Raw genomic sequence first — 22,832 nt, forward strand, 5'->3', positions numbered from 1 at the left:
GGGGCACCGTCCTCCCGGGCCGCCGCCTACCTCAGCCACCGTCCTCCCGGGCCGCCGCCCACCTCAGCCACCGTCCTCCCGGGCCGCCGCCCACCTCAGCCACCGTCCTCCCGGGCCGCCGCCCACCTCAGCCACCGTCCTCCCGGGCCGCCGCCCACCTCAGCCACCACCGCCTTCGCGGCCGCTGCCTTCGTCAGTCGTCGTACAGCGGGAAGTCGTCGGTGCTCGGTGGTACCGGGTCGGTTCCGGCAGCACGCAGGTCGGCGGCGGTGAAGACACGATCGGCGGCGTCGCTCAGGAAGACGGTGAGAAGTTCGTCGAGGATCAGCAGGTGGTCCTCGCGGGACTCGTTGTTGCGGGCCCAGATGCGGTCGCTCGCGGCCATCACCCGGGCGCCGGGCTCCCCCACGGCCTCCAGCCGCTTGAACAGCAGGCCCGCCTCGAGGAACCCCGACCACGGCGTGGTCAGCGCCAACAGCGACCGGGCCGTCGACTGGAAGAGCATGAACAGCGCCTTGTCCGGGACACCCGCCCAGCTCAGCGTGATGCCGTAGAGGCGCTCCAGCCCGCCGAGCATCCCCTCGTGGTGGGACCGGAGCGCGGCGTTGTAGGCCGACGACTCCTGCCGGTAGCCGTCGTACCCGTTCCCGTCACGCGTGGCCAGAAAGGCGTCGATCAGATCGCGGCGGCCGTACGATCGCTCCTCGCTCATGATCTTGAATGTAACGCTTTCTGTCGTACCCGGGCGGCATGATGCCGGGCATGGATCAGTGGCGTTCGCTCCTTCCCGGGCTCGCACCGTTCACCGTCGACCCGGCAGCGGGCGACCCGTGCGACTTCGCGCCCGACGATCCCGAGGGCGATCGGCTCGAGCTGATGCAGTGGCATGCGGAGGCCGTGTCCGGCTGGCATCGCGACGTCGGTGCCAGCCCGCGGATCTACCGGGCCGGCGGCGAGCCACGGCCCTGGCAGCGCGGTGACCTGGTGTGGGCGCTGAGCCGCCACGGTCCCGGGGCAGGCGCCGGGCCGCTGGTCGTGCCCTCGGTGATCGTCCAGGAGATCCCGGCCGCCTGGCTGGCCGAGTGCGCGCCGGCCCTGACCGCGCTGGTCGCCCGGCTCCGCGGCGACGACGGCATGCCGGCCCACGTCCGGCAGACCCTCGCCGACCGGTTCGGCCAGGCGCTGGCCCGGTCCGGTGACACCACGCCGGTCTTCGACGACCGGTTCAGCACGGCGATCTATCCGATCCTCGCCGGCGTCCGCGACGATCCCGCGACGATGGCGGCACTCGAACTCGCCGGGTCCCTCACCCGCCCGGTGCCGTCGAAGGCCTGGCTACGCCGGGCGGAGACGGCGGTGGCGGTCTCCGCACAGGTCCCGGCCGCGATACGAGACGTTCTTCAGGCCTTCTGTGGTACGGCGGGCCCGGTCCACGCCGACCACGACAGTCTTCTCCGTGGCGTGTGCTGGCTGGCCGCAGTCCACTTACCCGCGCCGGCAGCCGAGCCGCCGAGCGTATCGGTGACCTCGCCGCCGGCTTTATCGCTGACCTCGCCCCCGGCCGTACCGGTGACCTCGCCGCCAGCTGTACCGGCGACCTCGCCGCCAGCTGTACCAGCAACCGCGCCCCCGGCTGTACCAGCAACCGCGCCCCCGGCGTTCGTCTCCGGGGAGATCACCGCGCTGCCGGTCGCTGAGGTGACCGCGCTGTTGGCCCGGGTCGCCGTGCTTGCCGGGGAGCCGTCCGCCTGGACGGTGCACCCACGGGCGGCCCGGACAGCGGCGGCCACTGTCGAGATTCTGGCCGGGCGCCCGGGATCGGTGACTTCGCGCGCCTTGGAGCGGATGGCCCGCACAGCGCGGAGCCGCCCGTTGCTCGCCCGGGTCCACACCGCACTGGAGCGCTCCGGCACGCTGGAACGGCCCGGCACGCTGGAACGGCCCGGCACGCTGGAACGGCCCGGTGGACTGGAACGGCCCGGTGGACTGGAACGGTCCGGCGGACTGGAACGGTCCGGCGGACTGGAACGGTCCGGCGGGCTACTCACACCGGGGGAGCGATGACGGCCCGCGCGCCGAGACGGATTCCGGCTGGTGACGAGCTTGCACGGTTGATGCGGTGCTATGGGTACCGGTTGTCCCGTACCGGATCGGTTAAAGGTCTGCCCGGCCCACCCGCCGCGGCCGACCTCGACGCGGCACGTGCCGACGGATGGCCGGTGCACACCACCGAGCAGTGGACGGACCGCGAGATCGTCGACCGCGCCGTGTCCCTGGTCGCGGCTCTCGACGAGCGGGCGGTGCTGGCGGCGTTCGTCGCGGGGCTCGGGAGCGCGCCCCGGGGGCGGCAGACGGTCGTCTCCTACGGGTGGGCCCGTTTCCTGGCCGGCGCCGGTGACGTCCCGGACTGCGGCCTGGGCCCGGTGTCGGACCTCGACGTGACACATGAGCTGGTGCGGCTCGCGCTGGGCTGGTCGTGGAACGAGTTGCCCGCCCACTACCTACCTGATCTGGAGGCCGCCGCCGGCGAGGGCCTGCCGGCACCGGACGACGAGGATCGGGCACGGTTGCGTTCGCTGCTCGATCTCTGCCGGGCCCAGCCCGCCGGGACGACCCCGGGCGCCCTGGAGAAGGCGATGGCCCGGGCCCGGATCGTGCCGGCCACCGACAAGTATCAGCGTTACGGCATCCTGATCGGCCTCGCCGAGATCGGCGTCCTCCGCGGGGCCGCGCTGCCACCGTCGTGGGACCGTTTCGTGCCGGTCGCCGAACGCCATGTGGCGTCACGCACCCAGCGTGGATCCATACGCTCGGACATCACGCTCCCACTCGCGGCGTGGCGAGGCGGGGTGGACGAGGACCGGGCGGCCCTGCTCCTGGCTGCCTGACCCTGGACCGGCAGCCGCGCCCCGCCGCGGCCCGAGCCGGCGGACACGGGTGGCGGCAGCCGACGATCCGGGCCTCGCAGCGGCGGCCGATCGCGGGCCGCAAGGCGGCCCCGGTCAGGCGGCTACGCCGGCCGGGCCGGTCAGGCGGATGTGGTGGCCAGGCCGGTCAGGCAGCTGTGGTGGCCAGGCCGGTGAGGCAGCTGTGGTGGCCAGGCCGGTCAGGCAGCTGTGGTGGCCGGACCGGTCAGGCAGCTGTGGTGGCGGCCGGGCGCGGGAGGAGGCCGGAGGCGTGCCACAGTGCGGTGGCGGGGCCTCCGATCAGGTCGAGGTCGGAGAGGAAGCCGACGATGCGCTCGCCGGCCCAGCGCATCGTCTCCCGGTGGTGCGGGTTGGCCCGGGCGGCGCGGCGGCCCTCCTCCGGGTCGATGCCGACGGCCTGGTAGACGCGCGGGTCGATCAGGCGGGTGCCGGTGAGGTAGGCGGCTCGGGCGATCACCAGCTTGTCGAAGGCGAGCCGTCCCCGGCCGGCCGCACGGATCTGGCGGGCCAGTTCCTCGCGGGCGTAGCGGACGTGCCGGGCCTCCTCGACGACGTGGATGCGGGACACCATCCGGACCAGGGGCTGCACGTTCTCGTCGTTCATCGCCTCGCGCTGGAGGGCGTCCAGGATCTCCTCGGCGATCAGGATGGCGGCGTACATCCGCGGGCCGACACCGGTGTGGGCGATCCACTTGCCGAGCCACTGGTTGATGCCGGTCGGCTGGTAGAGCGGCGCGTCGAGGCGGGCGATCATCCGGCCGAACATGACGGAGTGGCGGCACTCGTCGGCAATCTCGGTGAGCGCGTACTGGGCGTGCGGGGCGGTCGGGTCCTGTTTGAAGTACTCCCGGACGAGCAGCTGCATCAGGATCGTCTCGAACCAGACGCCCAGGCCGGCGATGCTGGCGACCTCGTGTTTGGTCAGCTCGATGCGCTGCTCATCGGTCATCCGCTCCCACAGCGCGGTGCCGTAGAGGCTGGAGCGGTGCGGCGGCACGAAGTACTTGCCCTCGACGAACGGGGCCTCCCAGTCGATCTCCACCGCGGGGTCGTAGGAGTGCTCGGCCGAGGACCGGAGCAGCCGGGTGGCGGTGCGGTCCCGGTCGGTGGGAGTGGTGGTCATCCGGTCCTCCAGAAACCTCGACGCTGCTGAGATACTTGACGTTACCGGCGGTAACAGTTACTTCTAGTACTATGAACTCCGCCACTCCACCCGTCAATCCCAGCAGGTCGGACGGCCGCCGCGGCCGCTGGGACGGTCATCGTGAACAGCGGCGGGCGGAGCTGACCACCGCGGCCATCGAGGCGATCCGCCTGCACGGGCCGGATGTCGGCATGGGCGCCATCGCCGCGCACGCCGGGGTCAGCAAGCCGGTCCTCTACCGCTACTTCGCCGACAAGTCGGAGCTGTGGCTCGCGGTCGGCCAGCAGGCGGGCGCCACCCTGCTGGAGGCGATGGTCCCGGCGGTCGCGGCCGTCCGGGAGGAGCGGGCCGTCGTCGCCGCGGCCATCGACGTCTACCTGGCCCACATCGAGGCCGACCTGAACCTGTACCGGTTCGTCGTGCACCAGCCCGACATCGCCCGGCACCGCGACGTGGTCGCCGACGTGATGGACACCGTGGCCAGCGGCCTGGCCCGGATCTTCGGCGACCGGCTGCGCGCCCGCGGGCTCGACTCCGGCGCGGCACTGCCGTGGGCGTACGGCGTGGTCGGTTATGTGCAGTCGGTCGGCGACTGGTGGCTGCGCCAGCAGCAACCCATCAGCCGGGAGGCGCTGGGCGAATACCTGACGACGTTCCTCTGGAGCGGTATCGCCGGCATGCGCCGTGCCGCCGACATCCCCGGTGGACTCGCCGCACACGAAGGGTGGGCGACAGACCTGTGAACACCAGCCCGAACCACGTCGACGCGGTCAACATGGATCCCGTCAACATTGACGCGGTCCATGTTGATGCAATCAATGTTGATGCGGTCAATACGAACGATGACGAGTATCGCGGGCCGGCAACGTTACGGATCGACGACGTCGCGGTCCCGGTCGAGATCCGGATGTCCGCCCGGTTCGAGCCGATCGAGGGCCGATTCCGCTGGGCCGGCCGCACCGGTCCGCACGACATGCTGCGCGAACGTGTCGGCGCCGGGCTGCGCAAGGCGACGATCATCGTCCCGGGTTCGCCGGAGACCGTGGTGAAACTGAGCGACCCCGACCCGTGGGGTGGCATCCGCCTCTCCGGGACGGGCACTCCCCCGTGGTTCGGGCCGGTGTCCGATGGCGAGTGAGCAGCACTTCGACGTCCTGATCGTCGGGGCCGGCCTGTCCGGGATCGGTGCCGCCTGGCGGCTGCGGAAACAGCGGCCGCGGGACACGTACGCCGTCCTCGAGGCCCGTGACGCGATCGGCGGCACCTGGGATCTGTTCCGCTACCCGGGCGTGCGATCCGACTCGGACATGTTCACCCTCAGCTACCCGTTCCGGCCGTGGCGCGAACCCGAGTCGCTGGCCTCCGGTGACAAGATCCGCCGCTACATCCAGGAGACCGCCGACGAGGCCGGCATCACCGGGCACATCCGCTTCGGCACCCGGGTGACCAGCGCGCAGTGGTCGTCGGCTGATGCCCGCTGGACCGTGCACACCGCCGCCGGCGAGACGCTGACCTGCTCGTTCCTCTACGGCTGCGCCGGATATTACGACTACGACGAGGGCTACCGGCCGGACTTCCCCGGGCTCGGGGACTTCGCCGGCGAGCTGGTGCACCCGCAGTTCTGGCCGGAGGACCTCGACCACCGCGGCAAGCGGGTGGTCATCATCGGCAGTGGCGCCACCGCTGTCACGCTGGTGCCGGCCATGGCCGCCGACGCGGCGCACGTGACGATGCTCCAGCGCTCCCCCACGTACGTCACGCCGCTGCCGGACCGGGACGTGGTCGCCGACGTCGCCCGCCGCCTGCTGCCGCCGAACGCCGCGAACCGTATCGCCCGCGCCAAGAACATCCTGGTCACGCAGGCCTTCTACCAGGTCGCGAAACGCCGGCCGAAGCTGGTCCGCCGCGCGCTGCGGGCCGTCGCCGTGCACTTCCTGAAGAATCCGGCGTACGTGGACGAGCACTTCTCGCCGCACTACGACCCCTGGGACCAGCGGCTCTGTGTGATCCCGTCCGGTGACCTCTACCGGTCGATCACCGACGGCCGCGCCTCGGTCGTCACCGACCACATCGACACGTTCGTCCCGGAGGGCATCCGCCTCAGGTCGGGGACGACACTCGACGCCGACATCGTGGTCTCGGCGACCGGCCTGTCCCTGCTGCCGGTCGGCGGGATCCGGCTGTCCGTCGACGGCGCACCGGTCGACGTCGGGAAGTCCGCCTCCTACCGCGGCCTGATGCTCGGCGGCGTGCCGAACTTCGCCTACTGCATCGGATACGTCAACGCGTCATGGACGCTGCGCGCCGACCTGTCCCACCGCTACCTGCTGAAACTGCTCGACCACATGGAACGTCACGGCTACACGTCGGCCGCGCCCACCGCACCCGGCGGGACCGGCCGCCCGCTGCTCGACCTCTCGTCCGGGTACGTGCAGCGCGCTCTCGACATCTTCCCCCGCCAGGGCGACCGCGATCCGTGGCTCGTCCGGCAGAACTACCTGCGTGACGTGCTCACCACGCCTCGAGCCGACGTCACCCGGGACATGGAGTTCACGCGCAGCCCCACCCCCGTCCGCCCCGCTTCCGTCAGCTCAGAGGTGGTCCCATGACACGACTCCCCGAATACCGGTTCGCCGGCCGCACCGCCGTCCTCACCGGAGCGGCCAGCGGCATCGGCGAGCACCTCGCCTACGGCCTGGCCCATCGCGGCAGCGACCTGGTCCTGGTCGACGTCGACGAGGCCCGGCTCGGACCGGTCGCCGAACGCATCCGCGTCTCGCATCCGGCCCTCACCGTCCGGACCGTCGTCGCCGACCTCGCCGACCGGGCCGCCGTCGACGGGCTCGCCACCCTGGTGCTGGCCGAGCACCCGGCGATCGGGCTGCTCGTCAACAACGCCGGCATCGCGCTCGGCGGGCGCTTCGACCAGGTGTCGGTCGACCAGTTCGAGCAGGTCATGAACGTCAACTTCCGGGCGCCGATGCTGCTCACGCACGCGCTGCTGCCGGCGCTCACCGCCACGCCCGGCGGGCACCTGGTCAACGTGTCGAGCCTGTTCGGGCTGATCGCGCCGCCCGGGCAGAGTGCCTACTGCGCGAGCAAGTTCGCGCTGCGCGGGCTCAGCGAATCGCTGCGCGGCGAGCTCGTCGACAACGGCGTCGGTGTCACGACCGTTCACCCGGGCGGGATCAGGACGAGGATCGCCGAGTCCGCGCTGATCGGGTCACGCGTACCGGAAGAAGAGATCGAACCCAACAAGAAGCTTTTCGCCGCGCTGCTCAGCTATCCGCCGGAGAAGGCCGCGGAACAGATCCTGCGGGCCGTCGCGAAGCGGAAGGCCCGGCTGCTGATCGCGTCCAGCGCCAAGGCGCCGGACCTGCTGGCCCGGCTTCTGCCGGTCGGCCATGCGCGGATCGTCCGCGCGGCCACCGTCGCCGCTTCCTCCCGGGGCGCGCGCCCGGCGGCGGTGATCAAAAGATGAGATTCCTGGACGTACGGGGTACCCGCGTCCGTTTGCACGAGAGCGGAGATCCGGCCGCGCCGCCCGTCGTGCTGCTGCACGGCATCGGCCGCAGCCTCGAGGACTGGGCGCTGCAGCATCCGCTCCTCGACGACGACTACCGGGTGATCAGCGTGGACATGCCCGGTTTCGGCCTGTCGCAGCGGATGCCGGCGAGCACCACACTCGACGTCCTCGCCGACGGGGTGTGGGCGACGCTCGACGCGATCGGCGAGACCCGGCCGGTTCATCTGATGGGCAACTCGCTCGGCGGCGCCGTGTCGATGAGCATGCTCGCCGCCACACCCGACCGGGTGTCGACGCTGACGCTGGTGAACAGCGCCGGCTTCGGCAAGGAGGTGACCGTCGCGTTGCGGATGCTCGCCGTACCCGGCCTGGGCCGCCAGATGCTGCGCCGCATCGACCGGCTCACCGCGCCCCGGATGGAACGCATGATCTTCGCCGACCGTGCGTTGGTCACTCCGGAACGCGTCGCGATGGCCATCAAGATCGCCCGCCAGCCGGATTTCGCGCCCGTCTACCTGGAGATCGCGAAGGCGCTGGGCGGTCTCCGCGGAGTCGCCGCCCCCTGGCGCACCGACCTGCTGGCCCGGGTGGCCGGTTCCACCCGGCCCACCATGATCGTCTGGGGCGACCGCGACCTGATCCTGCCGAGCAGTCACCTGCCGGCTGCGCGGGCGGCGTTCCCGCACGCGCAGTCACACATGTTCGCCCGGACCGGCCACATGCCACAGATCGAACGCCCGGCCGAATTCGCCGGCCTGGTCCGCCCGATGCTGGCCCGGGTGGCCGTCTGAGACCCGGTTGAGGGGGCACGGCCCGGGCGGCGTCGAGGGGGACGCCGCCCGGACCGCTCCCGCAGCCCCTTCCCACCACTGTCTCTTCCGGCCGCTGTCTCTTCCGGCCGCTGTCCCATCCGGCCGCTGTCCCATCCGGCCGCTGTCCCATCCGGCCGCTGTCCCATCCGGCCGCTGTCCCATCCGGCCGCTGTCCCATCCGGCCGCCGTCCCATCCGGCCGCCGTCCCATCCGGCCGCCGTCCCATCCGGCCGCCGTCCCATCCGGCCGCCGTCCCATCCGGCCGCCGTCCCATCCGGCCGCCGTCCCTCCCGGCCGCCACCCCGTCCGGCCGCCCGGACTCCCGCCCCGGCCCTGCCCGCCACTCGCCGTTTGCGCCGCCGGCTCCTCCCGCAGCCGCTGCCGGATCTTGACCGATTCACTACCGTTTTCGGTGGTCAGACGCTCAAGAACGGCCGGGAGCAGGCTCGCCGGCATGTGATGGACACCCTCGGCGACTGCGTGTCAGGCGGCTGCGCGGCGGACTGCGACCTGACTGCGGGCCAGATGAGCCGGGAGGCCGTCCCGGGTCTCGCCGGCTTGCAGTCCACGTGCCGTCGCCGGGTCGACGACAAGAGCGGTGAGTTCGAAGTCGGCGTCGCCGCCGCTTTCCAGGGTCGCCGGACCGCAGGTGAAGCTGTGGCCGCCCCGGCAGGCGCCCTCGACCCGATATCCGCCGGAACCGTGCCGCGACAACAACCAGACCTCGTGCCCGTCGGGCATGTCGGCGATCCCGGTTACGGGCGTCGCCGCGGTGATGCTCTCGCCGTCACGCGGCTCACCAACCGCGACGGACGCCTTCACCTCAGGTGCCGAGCCAACGGCCGGATCGGCGACCGACCTCGTCGCGGCGCCGGCCGGTGCTGTCTCCGCGGGCATGTCACGCACCCCGGACAGCACCGTCGCCGCGTCGTCGGTGACCGTCGGGACCGGCGCGGGCGAACCGCTCCGGCCGGCCACCGCGGAGGTCGACGGACTCGGTGACACCCGGTCGTCATCCGGCTCCGGCGGTTCGTAGGGGGCGAGTCCGGTGTACACCGCGGCGGCCGACACCGGGATCGACGGCGCCGACATGACGGCGGCCGGCGGCGAACGGAACTCGGGAGCCGCCGCACCGGGGGCCGCCACCGAGACGATGACCAGGCCGAGCGCGGCCGCCCCGACCGCGGTACTCAACGCCGGTCGGCGGCGTACCTCACGGTGGAGAGCACCGGTCACGCCGCTCAGCACCGCGGTCGTTCGGGCCCGCACCACCGTCGTGATCCGCAACGCCGCCAGGCCGGAGATCAACGCCTGCAGACGCGGCCGACTCTGCGCATCCCGGCCCCGGCCCGGGCCCGGGCCCGCCAGGCTCTGCCCCAGGCCCGCCGCGTGCGGCCGCAACACCGCCGTATCCGGCCGCAACCCCACCGCGCCCGGCCACACGCCCGCCGTATCCGGCCCCAACCCCGCCGCGTCTGGCCTCACGCCCGCCGTATCCGGCCTCACGCCCGCCGTATCCGGCCTCACGCCCGCCGTATCCGGCCCCACGCCCGCCGTATCCGGCCCCACGCCCGCCGTATCCGGCCCCACGCCCGCCGTATCCGGCCCCACGCCCGCCGTATCCGGCCCCACGCCCGCCGTATCCGGCCCCAGGCCCGCCGCGTCCGGCCGCAACCCCGCCGCGCCCGGTCCGGAGGCGGTCACGTTCGGCCGGGAGGCGGCCGGGTCCGGCCGTGGGCCGTCGGGTTCGGATCCCCGGGAGGTGACAGCCATCGAACGCCTTCCCCATGATCGGCGAGGCCGCCGGTGAACCGCCGGCCGGAGCGCCGTGCTCGGCGGCGCCATCCGACCCGATAACCCAGCGGTCCCGGATTTGGATGCGGCTGCCCGGAGTGTCGGCGTTGTGGCGATCCTCTCCGCGACCTACCGGCCCGCGGGCCAACCGGCCACACCGGCGGCGTCCCGCTCCCCCGGACCCACATAGTCGGCCGACGGGCGGATGATCTTGCCGAGGCGTTTCTGTTCCAGGATGTGTGCGCTCCAGCCCGCCGTCCGGGCGCTGGTGAACATGGCCGCGAACATGTCGGCCGGCACTCCGGCGAAGTCCAGGATCACCGCGGCCCAGAACTCGACGTTGGTCTCCAGGACCCGGTCGGGCTTGCGTTCGCGCAGTTCGGTGAGGGCGGCCAGTTCCAGTTCGCGGGCCACCTCGTAGCGGGGTGCGCGGAGCTCGCGGGCGGTCTCCCGCAGGATCCGGGCACGCGGGTCCTCGGCTCGGTAGATCGCATGACCGAAACCCATCAGCCGCTGGCCGGAGTCCAGCACCTGACGGACGTAACGGCGCGCGTCGGCACCGGCTTCGACGGTCTCGATCATGCCGAGGGCCCGGGACGGCGCGCCCCCGTGCAGCGGGCCGGACAGTGCGGCGATCGCCGCGGACATGCAGGCGGGGACGTCGGCACCGGTGCTGGCCACGACCCGCCCGGTGAACGTGGACGCGTTCATGCCGTGCTCGGCCGCGCAGATCCAGTACCGGTCGATGGCCGCGACGTGCCGTGGATCCGGCTCCCCCTGCCACTCGATCATGAAGCGCTCCGTGGCCGTGCGTCCGGCTTCGATCAGCCGCCGCGGTACCGCCGGAAGCTCCGCCTCCCGTGACGACGAAACGGAGGCCGCACCGGAAGCACGCGAGACAGGCAGGACGGAAGACGCACCGGAAGCACGCGAGAAAGACGGGGCGGAAGCCGCGCCCGAACCGTGCGACACAGAGGCCGCGCCGGAAGCACGCGAGACGGGCGGGAACGCTGACCTCGCCGCGCGGGCGACGGACGACAGGACCGCCGCCGACACCCGCGCCAGGTCGTCACGTGCCTGCTCGTCGGAGATGTCGATCAGCTGGCGCAGGCCCCACCGCGGTGCCAGGAGCGCGACGGCGGCCTGCACATCGGCCCGGATGTCGCCCGAGTCCTTCACCGGCGGAAGGTGCTCGGCCATCGGAAGTCCTCGGACGAAGTCACCGTCGACGAGCAGGCCCCACACGTCGCCGTACGACACGGATCCCGCGAGGGAGTTGATGTCGACACCGCGGTACCGCAGTGCCCCGCCGTCCCGGTCGGGCTCGGCGATCTCGGTGTCGAACGCGACGACACCGGCAAGTCCAGGATTGACTGTCAACATGACTTCAATCTGGATTCGTCAAGTGTTGATGTCAATATTGATCCAGTCAACATGAGAGGATGACGACATGACCGCGCAAGCGCTGCTGACCACCGAAGAGGTCGCTATCCTGCTGGGCGTCAAGCCCGCCACCGTCTATGCGTATGTCAGCCGGGGTCTGCTCACCAGTCGCCGCAACGCCGACGGCAAGAACAGCCTGTTCGCGAAAACCGACGTCGACGCGTTCCTCTCCGGCCGAAAACGCACTGCCACACCGGGCATCCAGACCGGCATCACCCTGATCAAGGACGACAACCTGTACTTCCGCGGGCGTGACGCCACGGTGCTCGCGCGCTCCAGCACGTACGAGGCGGTCGCCACCCTGCTGTGGACCGGCGACCTGGAGGACGTCCCGTTCCCGGTCAACCCCGAGTTGCGCAGCCTCGCCATGGACGTGACCAGCCGCCTGCCGGAAGCCGCCCGTCTCACCGACCGTCTGCGCGTCACGGTCGCCGCCGCGGCGGCCGCCGACCCGTTGCGCTTCGACACGTCACCGGCCGCCGTGGTCGCCACCGGCCGTCAGCTGCTCGCCGCCATGGTGCAGGGCCTGCCTCCGCGCAAGGTGACCCCGGTCCGGGCGCTGCCCTTCGCCGACGCGCTGTGGCTGCGGCTCACCTCGGAGAAACTTTCCGAGTCCGGATCGCGCCTGCTCAACGCCGCTCTGATCCTGCTCGCCGACCACGACATCGCAGCGTCGACGCTGGCCGCCCGGATCGCGGCGTCCACTCGCGCCCACCCCTACGCGGTGGTCAGTGCCGGGCTGGCCGCGCTCGACGGCCCGCTGCACGGGGCGGCGAGCGGTCTCGCGTACCCCCTGCTCGAAGAGGCGGTCAACGGCCCGGGCCCGGTCGCCACCATCTCGGACCGCCTGCGTTCGGGGGTGCCGGTGCCCGGTTTCGGGCATCCGATCTACCGGAGCGGTGATCCGCGCGCCGCGACCCTGTTCGACCTGCTCGGCGAGGGGCCGGTCAAGGATGCCGCGTTGCAACTGGACGCGGCGATGCGTACGCGATCGGGCACGCCGGCCAACGTCGACCTCGCGCTCGCCGCGCTCGCCCTGCATCACGGCATGGCGGCCGACGCCGGTGAGGCGATCTTCGCGGTGGCCCGCACCGCGGGCTGGCTGGCGCACGCCCTGGAGGAGTACGGCGACCGCCCGAGCCGCTTCCGCCCGTCCGGCGCCTACGCCGGCAACCAGCCCGCCTGATCACCGCCAGCCCCGCGATACAGGACACCGAGTTACTGATCAAAATCAGCCATGAGCCGGACCGCGAAGGGAAGCAACACACCTGCGGCTACCGGCCAGTAGGCTTCCGGGCATGACCGACCCGAACGCCCTCCCCCTGCTCGAGGCGCTGCACTCGACGCCGGCCCGCCGCTACCTGTCCGCCGACCCGATCGACGACGACGTGATCCGATCGATCCTCGACGCCGCGATCCGCGGCCCGTCGGCCGGGAACGGCCAGTTCTGGGCGTGGATCGTGGTTCGCGATCCGGAGACGAAGAAGCAGATCGCCGGGTGGTACCGGGAAGGCTGGGAGCGCCACTACGGGTCCCGGCGCGAGCAGATCCTCGGCGCGCCGGAGGGCGGTCCGATGAGCAAGCGCAGCTTCCTTGCCGCCGACCACCTCGCCAACCACCTCGAGGAAGCCCCCGTCTGGATCATCCCGGTACTCCTAGGGGCCGCGAAGTCGACGAACCCGCGTCTCGGCTCGTCGATCTACGGAGCCGTGCAGCACCTGATCCTCGCCGCCCGCGCGCACGGCCTCGGCGCCACCCTCACCACCCTGCACATCGGCCACGAGGAGGAGGTCCGCGCACTACTCGGCCTCCCCGACGACGCCCTCACCATGGCGCTGATCCCTCTCGGTCACCCGAGCAAGGGCCGCTGGTCCGAGCCGAAACGCCGCCCCCTCGACGAGGTCGTCCACTTCGAAAAATTCACCACCGCCTGATCTCGTACGGTTGTCCGAACGCCGTGGCCATCCGAGAGGTGGCTGCGGCGCCCGGCCACAACACGACCGCCTGCCTGCAATCCCGCATGTATGGTCGCCACAGATCTGCGATCGAAACCGTTAAATGTGACCAATCGACCCTGGTGCGAGGCCCGAACTGCGGCGGAAGCTTCAAACGAACACTGTGGACTGCCATCATGGCCCGGTGACAGACGGCCGCCGCCCCAGTTCTGGGCGACTATCGGTGGTCATCGCCCTGTCCACCGGAACCGCCCTCGCAACGGCAACCAACATCCTCACCAACGCGCTCCCCGACCACTGGCACTGGTCCCGAGACCTGAGGATCATGGGACCGGTCTTCGCGTTGTGTGTGATCGCGACGGTCTGGGCCGGCCTCTTCCAACACCGGCAGAACAACCCGGAGCGGGCCGGCCCTGGCATGTCGTTGCAAGCCCTCGCGGATCGGCTGACCTCACGCTACGCCCGAGATTATCGCGCTTGGATCCGCGAGGCTCGCCGCACCATGGACGCCAAAGGCCTTGACATCATAGGGCCGTTCAGCCTGGAACTGGACGCTGTCATGGTCCGCCTGGTTCTCACCTCACGAGCACCCGGCCAGGTCTCCTCCGGCATGGTGACCAGCCCTGGCACAACCAGGCGGCATCGTTCGATCTGGGAGTTCCTCAACCGGCGACCGCGGGTCGTGCTGGCCGTACTCGGCGCACCCGGAAGCGGCAAGACCACCTTGCTCAACCATGTCGCCCGGGAGACCGCCTCCACATACTGGGAGAGAACACGCCCCATTCCGGTGTTTCTCCAGCTCCGCGACCAAGCGGCGCCGATCGCCGCCGACCCGGACGTGTCGTTGCCGGCCTTGATCCGGAAATCGATCCCGGCATCGGTGAGCGCCGAACCGCCCGGCTGGTGGGAACGGCAACTGCGAGCCGGACGCTGCGTGATTCTGCTCGATGGTCTCGACGAGGCGGGTGAGGCGGAGGTACGCCGGGTCGTCGCTCGCTGGATCAACACACAGATCGCCGCTCATCCGGCGAACGATGTCGTCGTCACCTCACGGCCTCCCGGCTACCGTGGCTCCTTCGTCGAGGCCACGGCCACCGTCCAGATCCTTCCGTTCGGCCCCAGCCAGGTGGAGGAGTTCCTGCGGAAGTGGTACGTGGCAGCAGAAAAGCACGACGCCGAACCGAGCGAGCTCGCGGGCGCCGAGAGACGTGGGCGGAAGGCAGCCGCCCACCTACTCGGGCAGATCAACACCATGCCGGGTCTGACCGATCTGACGAGGAACCCGCTGTTGCTCACGATGATCGCCAACGTCCACCGGTACCGCGACCGGCTGCCGGAGAATCGCGCGATGCTCTATCGCGAGGTGTGTGACGTGATGGTGTGGCGGCGCGCCGAGCAACGCGACCAGCCGGTTGCGATGTCCGGTAACGATCGTTTGCAGCTGCTTGGCCGGCTCGCCTTCGAGTGGATGCGCCAGGGCATTCGTGGCGCCGATCGCCGGAGCCTGCTGCGGACCCTACGGCCGTGGCTGGCCGGGGTGACCCCAGCAATGTCCGCCGAGCGGTTCCTGGACGAGATGGAGGCCACCGGGCTGCTGCCTTCACCCGACGCGGAGCACGTCACCTTCACACACCAGACCTTTCAGGAGTATCTCGCCGCCCGGCACATCACCGAGGAGGGGATGGACGGTCTGCTTCCCGAGGTCGTTGACGACCCGTGGTGGCGGGAAACCATCCTGCTGCACGCTGCCGATGGCAACCCGAACGCGATCGTGGCCGGCGCTCTGCGCTCCGGCACCGCAACGGCTCGTTCCCTCGCTTTCGAAATCGTCGATTCCGGCACACCGGTCGACGAGAATCTGCGAACGCAACTCGACGAGGCGCTACAGCGCGGGCTACGGGTGGGTGCGGCGGCCCAGGACCGGATCCTCGCCGTAGACGTGCTGATCGGCCGTTTGTTGCGCACGCTGGTGTCCACATCGGCTGGGACTCGGATCATGCGCCAACCGGTCACCACCGAGCTGTACCAGCTGTTCTGCTCAGAGACCGGAACACCGTTCATCGAAGGACCCGAGCCCCCGAATCCGGAAGCACCTGCACGCGGAGTCTGGCGGCGCGACGCCGAGAGATTCGTCAGCTGGCTCAATGAACTGATCCGGTCGGGTCCGCGCGGCGCTGGCGGCCTCACGTTCCGGCTACCCACCGGGACAGAGGTAGAGGCGGTGAAACCGATACGGCCGGTCTGGGTCACAGACGGCCGGATCAGCCGGGTATGGCGGAACCGCCTCATCGTTGACGCCGACTCGCTGGCCGAAGTCCTGATGACCGAACTTGAGGGTTCGCGCCTGCTATCGATCGCACTCGGCGAACTCGCTGCACGAAACGCTGCGACGATTCACCGGCACGCGGTCGACCTGCACAGGATCGCCGACCAACTGGCCCTCGTCGCCGGCGAGTATGTGCGATGGGGTCTCCGAGCGGATCCCGAACGCACTGACGAGCCCAGCACGGCCGACGGTGTAGCAGGTGTGGAATCCCCGAGCGAGGAGGACATCCTCCTGGAACGCGCCGACTTCATGACCGCGCATCTCTCAGGCCTGGTCCGCGAAATACGGCGGGCGGCCAACTCCCTCAAGACCATCCTGACGACGGCCCCGGGGATAGAGGCCCCCGCTGCCCTCCGGGTGAGCGGGGTGCTGGACCGCATCGATCTCGCACCGGCACAACGTCGGGTCGATGCGGCGATTGCCGACATGCCGCACCGGAACCCACGGATGACAGACGTACACACCGCTCTGCGCAATATCCTCACAGTGCTGGCCCGATGCCGAAGCCTCCTACGGGAGGATCACGCGCCAGTGACAGGAGCATCTCCGATCGACCGGGCTCTGAGCCCGATTTCCTACGCTGACGTCCATCTGCCGCTGCCGGACCGCGCAGACGACCCGGTCCGGACGATCGCCCTCGCCTTGTTACCCAAACGACAGGTCGAGGAGAACGCATTCGCCGTCGACCTCAGTGGTCTCGCGGCCAGGTTGCGGGCGATGTCCGGCCGCCGCGCGTTTGCGGCAGCAGGTCCGGGTTACTCCGAGGCGCTGGGTCGGCTGGTGGCAACGGCGATCCCGGTACTGAATCGCGAACGCCTGATCACACCGGACGTTGCCCGCAACTTACGGGTGCCCGCCTTGGTACTGGCCCGGATAGCCCAGACGACGATCGACAACAGCATCACCACCAATCTGATCGAACTCGCCGTCGCGACACGCTTGCTGGAGGAACGCCGACGCTACCCGGACCTGCTGGAGACGCTGTTCATCGCTCACGACTGAGCCAGTAGACGCCGCCGACATCGTCAATCCATTCGCACGGACGGACGAGTCTGCGACCAAGACCGATGGCCGAACCACTGCAGTGGTGGTGGTCAGCGGGCCAAGGCGGCGTATCGACCCTCGGCCTCGATCAGAGCGTCGTGAGTGCCGGACTCCAGGATGCGGCCGTGGTCGATGACGGCGATCTGGTCGGCGTTGCGGACCGTGGACAGGCGGTGCGCGATGGTCACCGTCGTGCGGCCCCGGGACAGTTCGTCGAAAGCCCTCTGCACGGCCCGCTCGGTCTCGTTGTCCAGGGCACTCGTCGCCTCGTCCAGCACGAGGATGCGCGGGTCACGCAGCAGCGTCCGGGCGATGGCGATGCGCTGTTTCTCGCCGCCGGAGAAGCGGTGACCCCGTGAACCGACCATCGTGTCGTAGCCGTCGGGCAGGGCCGCGATCAGGTCGTGAATCTGGGCGGCCCGGGCGGCCCGCTCGATCTCCGTGTCGGTCGCGCCGGGTTTGGCGTAACGCAGGTTCTCCCGGATCGTCGTGTGCAGCAGATACGTCTCCTGGCTGACCACGCCGACCACTGCGGCCAGGTCGTCGAGTGACAGGTCGCGCAGGTCGACACCGTCGACGGTCACGCGGCCCGACGTGGGGTCGTGGAGGCGGGCGATCAGCGCGGCGATCGTGCTCTTGCCGGACCCGGTCTCGCCGACCAGCGCCAGTGACGTACCCGCGGGAACGTCCAGACTCACTCCGGCGAGGGCGGCGGTGGGACTGTCCCCATACGCGAAAGTGACGTCGTCGAACCTGAGGTGGCCCCGCACCCGATCGAGCCGCACTGGTGCCACCGGCTCCCGTATCTCGATCGGGAGATCCAGATACTCGAAGATGCGGTGGAACAGCGCCAGCGACGCGGTCAGCGTGACGCCCACGTCGAGCAGGCTCATCAGCGGCCGGAACAGTCCCGCCTGCAACCCGGTGAACGCGACGAGCGTGCCGATGCTCATCGCCCCAGCGGCGAACGGCAGCCCCGCGGCCAGGTAGATCGACGCCGGAATGACCGCGAACACGATGCTCATGGTGGCCATGCGCCAGCGCCCGGCCAGCTCGGACCGCAGCTCCAGATCGATCAGACGGGCCGACGACGCGGTGAACCGCTCGGTCAGCAGACCGCCGGCACCCATCGTCTTGGCCAGCTGCACACCGCTGATCGACAGACCCTCATCGATGATCACGTTGAGGTCGGCGAGCTCACGCTGCCGCTGCGCGGTGATGGTCTGCCGCATCCGGGCGACCCGCCGTGTCCAGTAGATCGCCGGTGGCAGCGCGACCAGCGACACCAGAGTGAGCTGCCAGGACAGCGCGGTCATCGCGACCAGCGTGGCGATCACCGTCGTCAGGTTGGCCGCGACGGACGTGGCTGTGGACGTGACGACCTGCTGCATGCCGCCGATGTCGTTGGTGATGCGTGACTGCACCTCACCGGTGCGGGTGCGGGTGAAGAAGCCGACGGACTGCCGTTGCAGGTGCGCGAAGACCTGGGTGCGCAGCCGGTGCATGACCCGCTGGCCGACCGTGGTGGAGATCCACGTCTGCACGACACCGAGCGCAGCCGTGGCCGCGGCGATGCCGATCATGCCCGCCACCAGCAGGGACAGCAGCCGGAGGTCGGACTGTGGGAGAGCGACGTCGATGACCTCGCGCAGCAGGAACGGCGAACCCATCGAGATGACGGATGAGAGGACGATGACGGCCACGACGACGGCGAGCTGCCGGCGGTGGCCGATGAACAGTGCGCCTATCCGGCGCAGCGGGACGGCGCGGGCCTGCGCCTTCTCCGCGGGGGTCAGTGTGCGTGCCGCGCCGCGGCCTTTTCCATCTGCCAAGAACAAACCTCTCTGATACGGCTGGGGCGCACCGTGATCGCGGAAGAGGCGGGCACGGGTCACCCGGAACAACACTGAGGTTACCTCACCATGAGGGTGGAACGGTAGTCGCTGTTAGATTGTTCCGCGTGGAGGAGGAGAACCTGCTGGAGGCGTTCTGGGCGGTGACCCGTCGGCTGCGCATCGACGTCCGGGTCGCCCTGGAGCCGTGGCACGTGTCACCGTCGCAGTCCCGTGCCCTCGGCGTTCTCTCCCGGCACGGCGAGATGCGGCTCAGCGCCCTCGCCGAGCATCTGCGCATCGCGCCGCGCTCGGCCACCGAGGTCATCGATGATCTGGAGAAACGAGGTCTGGCCGTCCGCAAGCCCGACCCGTCGGACCGCCGCGCCACCCTGGTGACGCTCACCGACGAGGGCGTCTCCACGGTGCGGGCCATCAACGAGGCACGCGCAGCGGAGGGAGAGCGCCTGTTCGCCGGCCTCGACCCGGCGGACCGAGCCGACCTGACCCGCATCCTCCGCCAGCTCCGCGACTCCCGCTGACCGCACCCACCCGGCCGACACGGACAAGCCAGCGCGCCGCGGTCAGGCAACGTCGACGAGCGCACACGACCGACGACCGCGGGCACCCACACTCGTTCAGCCTGTCCGTCAGGGCGCCGGCACGCTGCCGGTCCATGGACCGCCCACCGGCTCGACGGTGACCATAGCCCTGGCCGCCCTCGCCGGGATCCCGTTCGTCGTCGCCTTGACCGACCGGTGGATCCTAATTGGATACCCCCGGCATGCACGATGATGGGGCCGGGCCGTCCGTTGATCGATTCGAGGAGTGACCGTGGATACTCTCCAGCTCCGCACCGACGACGACAGGGCGACGGGCGGGCTACTCGCCGCGCTCAGCGCGCAGCCCGAACTCCGCGGCCGTGTCCGCGAACGGGACGAGACGGGCCCGGACGGCACGATGTCCGCGTTGCAATACGTCGAGGTCATCGTGCCGGCGCTGGCCCAGAGTACGGTTCTGCTGGGCATCGTCCGTGGCGTCGCGAAGGCGGTGTCGGAGTATCTCATCGAACGCGAACGTCAACGGGCCGGCACCGTGACCGTCCGGCTGACCGGACGCAGCGGCAAGCTGATCGAGATCGACGCGGCCCGGATCCGGGGTGTCGAGGCCCTGGTCGCCGAAGCGATGGAGCACGATGTCCCGCCCAGCCAGGCCGGGTAGAGGCGGCGGACATGGACCTTCCCAGTCGGACGGGATCGCAGGCCGTCCTTGTCGGAGCATCGAAGTACGGAATCGGTAACAGCCTCAACCCGCTGCCCGGAGTCCGCCGCAACCTCGACGACCTGTACCGGGTGCTCACCGACCAGGAGATCGGGTTCCTCTCCCCCACGAACTGTCAGCGCCTCTACGATCCGGCCAGTCCCCGCGCGGTCAGTGACGCGCTCATCACCGCGGCCGAACAGGCGGAGGACACTCTGCTGTTCTACTTCGCCGGGCATGGGGCCAAGGCGGTGGCGACCGGTGAGCTTCATCTGCTGCTCACCGACTCCGATCGGGGAAATCTGGCGTTCTCCGCGGTCGGCTACAACCTCCTGCGGGCGATTCTCGTCGACCAGGGCCGCTTCCCGGCCCGCCGCCGGGTGGTGATTCTCGACTGCTGCTTCGCCGGCGCCGCGATCACCGCCACCATGGCCGCCGACGATCTGGACGGCGCGTTGGACACGGAAGGCACCTACGTCCTGGCGGCCGCCAACGATCAGGAGTATGCGTTCGCTGGAGCGGGTGCCCGCAACACCGGCTTCACCGGTGCCCTCCTGGACACCCTCCAGCAGGGCCTGCCTGAGGCGGGCGACACGCTCAATCTCGGGCAGATATTCGGGCAGACCAGGCGGCTCATGCGCGCACGAGGACTGAACGCGCCCCGCCCGTACGCCACCGACACGATCGCTGAGTTGCCGCTGGTCCGTAATGCAGCCCATCTGGACAGACGCCGGGCACCGATCGACACGGTACTCGGTGTCGATCTCGGAGACGGCGACACCGTGGTCACCCGGCTGCCGCTGGGCCGTAGCGAGGTGATGGCCGAGGTCGAGCTCGACTCCGGGGAGACCTGCATTCCCACCGTGCTGGGCGAGTCCGGCACCATCACGGTGATCGGGACCTCGGCCGTCGTCGAGGAGTCGGACTCGCTGCGAACACGCCTGAAGTCGAACTTCACCGTGGACGACGAGGAGACGACCCAGGACATCGTGCGCTTCTCCCGTGGCATCCGGGACAGCGTCGCCCGGCGCACGACCTTCGCCGGTGACCAGACCCAGTTCGTCGCTGGGCACCCGGTGCGATGGTCGGCCGGTTCACGCGAACTCACCGCCTACGCCAATGCCCTGACCGACGGGCTCGGCGCGCTGGACCTCCAGCTGGTGCCCGAGTCGCGGGCGGTGCTGCTGTCGCTGAGGCACTCCGGCGATCTCGGCGACGACGATCTGCGACGTCGCGTGGTGATCATCGACGTCGGGTCGTTCAGCACCGACATCACGCTAGTCGAGGACCTCGAAGCGGTCGAAATCCCGGGCCCCGACGTGCCGTCGCTCGGTGCCTCGATCATCGACGTCGCCCTGCTCCGGCGTCTCATGAGCCGGGACACCTCAGGGCTCGACTTCGTGGCACATTTCGCCATCCGCCCGCAAGACCACGACAGGCTGCTCCTCGTGGTCCGGCGGGCGAAGGAGACCTGGTTCAACATCCTCATCGACCGCAGGACCGCAACCCATCGCGTACGGGTCACCGCCCCCGAACATGTCGATGATGCGATCCTGCTGCGCGGCTGGTCGATCACCGAAGCCGACATGACCGCGGCGCTCGGCGAACCCCTTCCTGAACTGTCCGGACAGTCCTGGAGGCAACGGTTCCTCAGCGACGTGCGCCATGCCCTTCGCTCGTTGCACCAGCCGCCGGACCGCATCTGTCTGACCGGCGGAGGGTCCCGGATGCCGTTCCTGACCGAGATCATCACCGATGAGACAGGCCTGGCACCGCTGCGCCCGTGGCCGCCGCACCTATCGGTGGCCCGCGGACTGGCGCTCAGTGGCGACGCCCGGGTCCGCGCGGCGGGCTTTCTGCGCGAGGTGGACGACCTGGCCGGGCAACTACGCGACGCCGTCTACGACCGCCTGCCCACCTATGCCGACGCGCTGGCGGGCTGCGTCGCCGACAATCTGACCGAGAGATTCGTCGTCCCGGAATTCCTGGCCTGGCGGGAGGCCAAGTCCGGCACCCTGGACCAGATATCCGGCCGGGTCGACGAACGCATCGGTACCTGGCTGTCGGGCCCGGAGGGCACGGCCAGTTTGAGAGACGCCCTTCTACCCTGGCAGCACGACCTGATGGCGGCGGTGTCCGCGCTCACCACACCCGTCTGCCGGCGTTACCACATCGACGGTGATGTCCTGAACCTGCCGACCGTCCATCTCCGCGACCATCTCACCGGTCATGCCGCCGGGCAGGACGCGCGATTCCGTGGCCCCGTGATCGGCCCCGCACTCGCCACCCTCACCGGAGCGGCCTCCCTGGCGGTGCTGGTAGCGGCGTTCGCGTACCTTCCCGTGGCCGCCGGGCCGGCGATCGCCATCGGCGGTGGTCCGGTCGGGCCGGCCGGATTGGTCGGTGGGTTCGGGATCATCGGCCTGTTCATCTCGGCTGTCCCGGAGTTCCGTGAGTACCTCGGCGATCAGTTCCTCACGCGTTCGATTCCTCCCACCATCCGGCGCGCGTTGCGTCCGGAGGTCATCCGGTGGCGCTTCAAGCGGCTCAGCAAGGACATCGATCCCAAGGCGCACAACGCCATCGTCGGGCGGGTTGTGGAGCCGAACAGCCGCGACCGGCTCACCCAGATCATCGTGCACGGCGATCCGTCGATGCCCGGTGCCGGTCTGCTGCCGCTGCTACGGGCCCGCGCGGAAGCCGTCACCAGCCTGGTGAACTGAAACCTCTCCGACACGCGACTACCTTGCGCTGTACGACCCGCGAGTC

18 protein-coding genes are annotated in these 22,832 nt (G+C 70.3%); 13 read left to right on the forward strand and 5 right to left on the reverse strand.

Annotated elements, in window-relative coordinates:
- Positions 1–193 precede the first annotated feature (193 nt).
- The gene (locus tag ACFO0C_RS38950; RefSeq protein WP_378071818.1) at positions 194–712 is read right to left on the reverse strand and encodes a hypothetical protein; all 519 of its coding nucleotides are present in this window, start codon (positions 710–712) and stop codon (positions 194–196) included.
- A 50-nt stretch (positions 713–762) separates the two neighbouring features.
- Here ACFO0C_RS38950 and ACFO0C_RS38955 point away from each other — a divergent pair, with 50 nt between their 5' ends.
- Both ACFO0C_RS38955 and ACFO0C_RS38960 read left to right on the forward strand, forming a co-directional pair.
- Positions 763–2,064, forward strand: coding sequence for a hypothetical protein (locus ACFO0C_RS38955; protein ID WP_378071819.1), 1,302 nt, complete (start codon positions 763–765; stop codon positions 2,062–2,064).
- Positions 2,065–2,135: 71 nt separating this feature from the next.
- Positions 2,136–2,888 carry a hypothetical protein gene (locus tag ACFO0C_RS38960; protein WP_378071820.1) on the forward strand — a complete coding sequence of 251 codons (753 nt, stop codon included), beginning with the start codon at positions 2,136–2,138 and terminating at the stop codon, positions 2,886–2,888.
- Between the two features lie 244 nt (positions 2,889–3,132).
- Here the strand turns inward: ACFO0C_RS38960 and ACFO0C_RS38965 are convergent, their stop codons facing one another.
- Entirely contained in the window at positions 3,133–4,050 is a 918-nt protein-coding gene (locus ACFO0C_RS38965) for an AurF N-oxygenase family protein (RefSeq protein WP_378071821.1), read from the reverse strand.
- Positions 4,051–4,121: 71 nt separating this feature from the next.
- Here ACFO0C_RS38965 and ACFO0C_RS38970 point away from each other — a divergent pair, with 71 nt between their 5' ends.
- From ACFO0C_RS38970 to ACFO0C_RS38990, 5 genes are read left to right on the forward strand one after another with little or no spacing between them, the layout of a single operon-like run.
- Positions 4,122–4,814 carry a TetR/AcrR family transcriptional regulator gene (locus ACFO0C_RS38970; RefSeq protein ID WP_378071822.1) on the forward strand — a complete coding sequence of 231 codons (693 nt, stop codon included), beginning with the start codon at positions 4,122–4,124 and terminating at the stop codon, positions 4,812–4,814.
- A complete protein-coding gene (locus ACFO0C_RS38975) occupies positions 4,811–5,209 on the forward strand; it encodes a DUF4873 domain-containing protein (protein WP_378071823.1) in 399 nt (132 codons plus the stop codon). Before ACFO0C_RS38970 ends, ACFO0C_RS38975 begins: the two co-directional genes overlap by 4 nt.
- The gene (locus tag ACFO0C_RS38980; RefSeq protein WP_378071824.1) at positions 5,199–6,680 is read left to right on the forward strand and encodes a flavin-containing monooxygenase; all 1,482 of its coding nucleotides are present in this window, start codon (positions 5,199–5,201) and stop codon (positions 6,678–6,680) included. Before ACFO0C_RS38975 ends, ACFO0C_RS38980 begins: the two co-directional genes overlap by 11 nt.
- On the forward strand, positions 6,677–7,552 hold the full coding sequence (locus ACFO0C_RS38985; protein ID WP_378071825.1) for an SDR family NAD(P)-dependent oxidoreductase: 876 nt from the start codon (positions 6,677–6,679) through the stop codon (positions 7,550–7,552). The genes ACFO0C_RS38980 and ACFO0C_RS38985 overlap by 4 nt, the downstream gene beginning before the upstream one ends.
- Positions 7,549–8,388: an alpha/beta fold hydrolase gene (locus ACFO0C_RS38990; RefSeq protein ID WP_378071826.1), complete on the forward strand. Its 840-nt coding sequence runs from the start codon at positions 7,549–7,551 to the stop codon at positions 8,386–8,388. The genes ACFO0C_RS38985 and ACFO0C_RS38990 overlap by 4 nt, the downstream gene beginning before the upstream one ends.
- A gap of 504 nt (positions 8,389–8,892) precedes the next feature.
- On the opposite strand, the gene ACFO0C_RS38995 is transcribed toward ACFO0C_RS38990, so the two are convergent.
- Positions 8,893–9,813 (reverse strand): hypothetical protein, encoded by a 921-nt coding sequence (locus ACFO0C_RS38995; RefSeq protein WP_378071827.1) that lies wholly within the window; start codon positions 9,811–9,813, stop codon positions 8,893–8,895.
- Positions 9,814–10,332: 519 nt separating this feature from the next.
- Positions 10,333–11,586: a citrate synthase 2 gene (locus ACFO0C_RS39000; RefSeq protein WP_378071828.1), complete on the reverse strand. Its 1,254-nt coding sequence runs from the start codon at positions 11,584–11,586 to the stop codon at positions 10,333–10,335.
- Between the two features lie 67 nt (positions 11,587–11,653).
- On the opposite strand from ACFO0C_RS39000, the gene ACFO0C_RS39005 reads away from it, so the two are divergent.
- The 3 genes from ACFO0C_RS39005 (at position 11,654) to ACFO0C_RS39015 (ending at position 16,929) form a co-directional block, all read left to right on the forward strand.
- Positions 11,654–12,832, forward strand: a complete 1,179-nt coding sequence (locus ACFO0C_RS39005; RefSeq protein WP_378071829.1) for a citrate synthase — start codon at positions 11,654–11,656, stop codon at positions 12,830–12,832.
- A gap of 112 nt (positions 12,833–12,944) precedes the next feature.
- Positions 12,945–13,580, forward strand: coding sequence for a nitroreductase family protein (locus ACFO0C_RS39010; RefSeq protein ID WP_378071830.1), 636 nt, complete (start codon positions 12,945–12,947; stop codon positions 13,578–13,580).
- Positions 13,581–13,824: 244 nt separating this feature from the next.
- Positions 13,825–16,929 carry an NACHT domain-containing protein gene (locus ACFO0C_RS39015; RefSeq protein ID WP_378071831.1) on the forward strand — a complete coding sequence of 1,035 codons (3,105 nt, stop codon included), beginning with the start codon at positions 13,825–13,827 and terminating at the stop codon, positions 16,927–16,929.
- Between the two features lie 92 nt (positions 16,930–17,021).
- Here the strand turns inward: ACFO0C_RS39015 and ACFO0C_RS39020 are convergent, their stop codons facing one another.
- Complete coding sequence (locus ACFO0C_RS39020; RefSeq protein WP_378071981.1) at positions 17,022–18,767, reverse strand: ABC transporter ATP-binding protein; 1,746 nt, start codon at positions 18,765–18,767, stop codon at positions 17,022–17,024.
- A 164-nt stretch (positions 18,768–18,931) separates the two neighbouring features.
- Here ACFO0C_RS39020 and ACFO0C_RS39025 point away from each other — a divergent pair, with 164 nt between their 5' ends.
- The 3 genes from ACFO0C_RS39025 to ACFO0C_RS39035 all read left to right on the forward strand — a co-directional run bounded on the left by ACFO0C_RS39025 (position 18,932) and on the right by ACFO0C_RS39035 (position 22,786).
- On the forward strand, positions 18,932–19,345 hold the full coding sequence (locus ACFO0C_RS39025) for a MarR family winged helix-turn-helix transcriptional regulator (RefSeq protein ID WP_378071832.1): 414 nt from the start codon (positions 18,932–18,934) through the stop codon (positions 19,343–19,345).
- A 292-nt stretch (positions 19,346–19,637) separates the two neighbouring features.
- Positions 19,638–20,024, forward strand: a complete 387-nt coding sequence (locus ACFO0C_RS39030; protein ID WP_378071833.1) for an effector-associated constant component EACC1 — start codon at positions 19,638–19,640, stop codon at positions 20,022–20,024.
- A gap of 11 nt (positions 20,025–20,035) precedes the next feature.
- Positions 20,036–22,786 carry a caspase, EACC1-associated type gene (locus ACFO0C_RS39035; protein ID WP_378071834.1) on the forward strand — a complete coding sequence of 917 codons (2,751 nt, stop codon included), beginning with the start codon at positions 20,036–20,038 and terminating at the stop codon, positions 22,784–22,786.
- Positions 22,787–22,832 lie beyond the last annotated feature (46 nt).

This window comes from Actinoplanes subglobosus (assembly GCF_042650585.1).
Lineage (GTDB): Bacteria > Actinomycetota > Actinomycetes > Mycobacteriales > Micromonosporaceae > Actinoplanes > Actinoplanes subglobosus.